4 protein-coding genes are annotated in these 4,315 nt (G+C 42.0%); all 4 read left to right on the forward strand.

Going from position 1 to position 4,315, the window contains the following annotated elements:
• The coding region (locus RT445_RS12120) for a hypothetical protein (RefSeq protein ID WP_313470650.1) at nt 1-218 on the forward strand (218 nt) is incomplete at its 5' end.
• Nucleotides 219-579: 361 nt separating this feature from the next.
• Nucleotides 580-2,466: an ABC-F family ATP-binding cassette domain-containing protein gene (locus RT445_RS12125; RefSeq protein ID WP_274796573.1), complete on the forward strand. Its 1,887-nt coding sequence runs from the start codon at nt 580-582 to the stop codon at nt 2,464-2,466.
• A 12-nt stretch (nt 2,467-2,478) separates the two neighbouring features.
• Nucleotides 2,479-3,606 (forward strand): conserved virulence factor C family protein, encoded by a 1,128-nt coding sequence (locus RT445_RS12130; RefSeq protein WP_312507102.1) that lies wholly within the window; start codon nt 2,479-2,481, stop codon nt 3,604-3,606.
• 166 nt (nt 3,607-3,772) lie between these two features.
• Nucleotides 3,773-4,234 (forward strand): hypothetical protein, encoded by a 462-nt coding sequence (locus RT445_RS12135; protein ID WP_313470651.1) that lies wholly within the window; start codon nt 3,773-3,775, stop codon nt 4,232-4,234.
• Nucleotides 4,235-4,315: the final 81 nt, after the last annotated feature.

Raw genomic sequence — 4,315 nt, forward strand, 5'->3', positions numbered from 1 at the left:
CGTTACTATTTTATTCGAAATTTTTTGATGAAATCGGCTGTGCATATTGGGCGATTTCTTGCTCTGTAAATCGTATCGAATCATCTGAACTCTCTTCTATAAAACTATATTCAATAGTAGCTTTTAGTGGTAGCATTTTTCTGAATAATGTAAAAATGTTGTTGAACTCTTCTTCAACAAGGCTATTTGTTTGTGTTAAGCTATGGTCCTTAAAATAAATTAAGAGAAATATATTTGTGCATTCGCCCTTATGGTTCGTTTCTCTACAATTGAACCATTTATCACTATGAGGAAGAATCAAAAATAAAACGGTTATTTTCCACTTTTCTTTTTCAGATTCCCATTTTTTATTTTAATCCACGGGGCCCCATAAAATCGGAAGCGCGGCATATAGAATAACAGATTATCTAGCTCTGATAGCATTTGCGAATGTATTATTGAACAACAAGCTGTGATAGTTTGTTGTTCTTTGTTTACATGTCAATTGGTGTTATGATGAATAATGGATATCAATAATCGTCTACATACAAATCGTGTGGGCATGAACAATACCTAACATGAAAGAGATGGAATAGTGGAATGAGTCATTTAATCGTACAAAATTTAACAAAAACAGTGGGCGATAAAACGCTTTTTCAAGATATTGAATTTACCATTTATGAAGGAGAGCGAGCAGGTTTAATCGGTATTAATGGAACAGGGAAGTCGACGCTGCTATCTATTTTAGCTGGAGACGTTGAAGCAGACTCGATGACTGTGGACCGTCCGAATAAGTACCGTATCGCCTATTTACCACAGGAGCCGACATTTGAAGCTGGTGAAACAGTTTTACAGGCTGTCTTTGCTGGCGATTCACCTATTTTACAGCTGAATCGTCAGTATGAGGAAACCGTTGCTGCTTTAGCAGTTAATCCAACATCTGATAGTTTACAAAAAACGTTGTTTAGCTTACAACAGCGTATGGATGAAGAGCAGGCATGGGATGTCAATGCGTTAGCAAAGACATCATTAACAAAGCTAGGTATTGAAACATTTGAGAAAGAGGTTCTAACACTTTCAGGAGGTCAGCAGAAACGTGTCGCTTTAGCCAAAGTGTTAATTGAACCAGCAGATCTTTACCTACTAGACGAGCCTACCAACCATTTAGATGTGCAATCAACAGAGTGGCTTCAGGAAATGGTGCTACGACTAAAGGGTGCCGTAATTTTCATCACCCATGATCGTTACTTCTTAGATGAATTATCGACACATATTTACGAGCTAGCAGATCAAACGCTATATCGACATACAGGGAATTATGGCGATTATTTAGAGGCGCGTGCCATTCGTGAGGAAATGAAAGCAGCCTCTGCTCAAAAGGACCGCAACCGTTATCGTTCAGAGTTAAAATGGATTCGTCGCGGTGCGAAGGCGCGCTCAACTAAGCAGAAGGCTCGTATTCAACGCTTTGAAAAGCTAGAGGAAAACTTAGAGCGAAAATCAGAGGACGTTTCTTTAGAAATGGGACTGGCTACAACACGTCTTGGTCGTAAAGTTCTGGAGGCCGAAAATATTTCGAAAGCTTTTGGACAGCAAAAAATTCTAGAAAACTTCTCATTTTTACTACAGCAGGGTGATCGCATAGGTATTATCGGTGCAAATGGTGTAGGAAAATCAACTTTATTGAACATGCTAGCAGGGGAGTTGACACCCGATCAAGGTGAAATTCTTGTTGGCTCAACAGTAAAGCTAGCGCATTTCAAGCAAACATTGCCGAAAATGAATGAAAATGAGCGTATGATTGAATATATACGTGAGGCTTCTAATGATATTACAGATGCAGAAGGCGTACGCTACTCGGCGGCTCAAATGCTTGAACGCTTTTTATTCCCATTGCATGCGCATGGTACACCGATTGGGAAATTATCAGGCGGTGAGCGCAAGCGTCTCCATTTATTACGTTTATTAATGGAGCAGCCAAACGTCTTATTATTGGACGAACCAACGAATGATTTAGATATTGAAACATTAGGTGTGCTAGAGGATTTCATTGAGCATTTCCCTGGTGTTGTAATTACGATTTCCCATGATCGTTTCTTCTTAGACCGAATTGCTAAAAAGCTTTGGATTTTGGATGGACAGGGGCAAGTAGAGGAATCACTTGATCTTTACAGTGAGTACTTGGAGAAGCGCGAGCAAGCAGCGACTGCTAAAGTAGAGACACCAAAAGTTGAAAAGGCAAAGACTGAAAAGCCCAAATCAGATAAGAAGAAGCTATCGTTTAAAGAGCAAAAAGAATGGGAAACGATTGCAGATGATATTGAAAAAACAGAAACAGCCATCATGGAGACGGAAGAAGGAATTGCTCAAGCTGGTTCAGACTTCACGAAACTACAGGAATTAACGGCTAAGCTTGATGAGCTAAATGCACACTACGAGCACCTGATTGAAAGATGGTCTTATTTAGATGAAATTGTTAACGGATAAGGAGCGATAGACATGAAGATTATTACAATTGAACCGACACCAAGTCCCAATTCTATGAAGATTGTTGTTGATACAGAGCTACCGTTCGGGAAAAGCTATAATTTTACAAAAGATAATAAGGATGAGGCAACTGGCGAAGCTGCAGCCATTTTAGCTATTGAAGGAGTAAAGGGCGTTTACCATGTAGCGGATTTCTTTGCGGTGGAGCGCAATGCTAAGTATGCATGGGAAGGCATTCTAGCAAGCATTCGTCAAGTGCTAGGAGAAGATGTACAAACACAGGATGAAACGGTTGTGGCCAATGAGTTTTACGGTGAGGTTTACGTGCATGTACAGTTTTACAAGCAGGTACCACTGCAAGTAAAAGTGTTTGATAATCAACGTGAACATCGTGTAAGCTGTGGTGACCGTTTTGTAGAGGCCTTTAATCAAATCATTGAATCAGCAGTAGACGAGAACTATATCTTCCAACGCAAGTGGATTGATTATGGGGTGCGGTACGGCGAGCTTGAGGAAATTGCTGAAGCAGTCAAACAGGAGATCGATGTCACGTATTCTCCAGAACGCTTAGCAGAAATTGTAGCTGCCATCAATAATGATGACGAAAAAGCTATTGTAAAAACAGACAAGCTAAAAATAACAGTGGAGCAGTTCAATCAACCAGAATGGGAGAAACGCTTCCAATTGCTTGACCAAATGGCCGATCCAGAGCTAGATGATCTACCATTACTTGATTTAGCCTTACGAGATGAACAAATGTCCATTCGCCGACTTGCTACTGTGTACTTAGGCATGATTGAAGATGTGGCTGTTGTTCCTTATTTAGAAAGAGCCCTTCAAGATAAAAGTGCAGCCGTGCGCCGAACTGCAGGTGACTGCATGAGTGACCTTGGCTTTGTTGAATTTGAAGGAGCCATGCAACAAGCCTTACAAGATAAAAACAAACTGGTTCGCTGGCGTGCAGCAATGTATTTATATGAGGTCGGCACGGAGCAATCTTTACCAGCATTACAAGCTGCCGAAAACGATAAAGAATTCGAAGTAAAATTACAAGTCAAAATGGCCATCGCCCGTATCGAACAAGGCGAGGAAGCAAAAGGCTCGGTCTGGAAGCAAATGACCGAATCCCGTCAACAATAAAAAGGAAAAACCAGCTGATGCTGGTTTTTTTCATTGTATGGGGTGGGCTTCGCTCTGGGGATGATAGTTGTTGCTCATAAGTGTTGATAAACGGCTTAATATGGGAGACTTCGCTCGTAAATGGTATGACTCCGCTCATCTGTGTGAGGAACCGCTCGAAGGAGGAGTGAAAACGCTCGAAAATGTGAGGAAACCGCTCGTAAAATTGAAGAAACCGCTCAAAGGATGTGTGAACCCGCTCCTAAAGTTGAGGAAACCGCTCAAAGGAAGGATGACTCCGCTCATAAGTGTGAGAAAACCGCTCAAAGGAAGGGAGAACCCGCTCCTAAAGTTGAGGAAACCGCTCAAAGGAAGGATGAACCCGCTCATAAGTGTGAGAAAACCGCTCAAAGGAGGTGTGAATCCGCTCATAAAGTTGATGAACCCGCTCAAAGGAGGGGAGAACCCGCTCGAAAATGTGAGAAAACCGCTCAAAGAAGGTGCCACCCCGCTCATAAGTGTGAGAAAACCGCTCAAAGGAAGGATGAACCCGCTCATAAGTGTGAGGAAACCGCTCAAAGGAATGGTGACTCCGCTCATAAAGTTGAGGAACCCGCTCAAAGGAGGGGAGAACCCGCTCATAAATTGAGGAAACCGCTCAAAGGAGGTGTGACTCCGCTCCTAAAGTTGAGGAAACCGCTCAAAGGAAGGATGACTCCGCTCATAAGTG

The sequence above is a fragment of the Lysinibacillus sp. genome (assembly GCF_032093475.1).
Taxonomy (GTDB): domain Bacteria; phylum Bacillota; class Bacilli; order Bacillales_A; family Planococcaceae; genus Lysinibacillus; species Lysinibacillus irui.

Coding starts and splice junctions, on each gene's coding strand:
- RT445_RS12130 (WP_312507102.1), top strand. CDS start 2,479: ATGAAGATTATTACAATTGAACCGACACCAAGTCCCAATTCTATGAAG.
- RT445_RS12125 (WP_274796573.1), top strand. CDS start 580: ATGAGTCATTTAATCGTACAAAATTTAACAAAAACAGTGGGCGATAAA.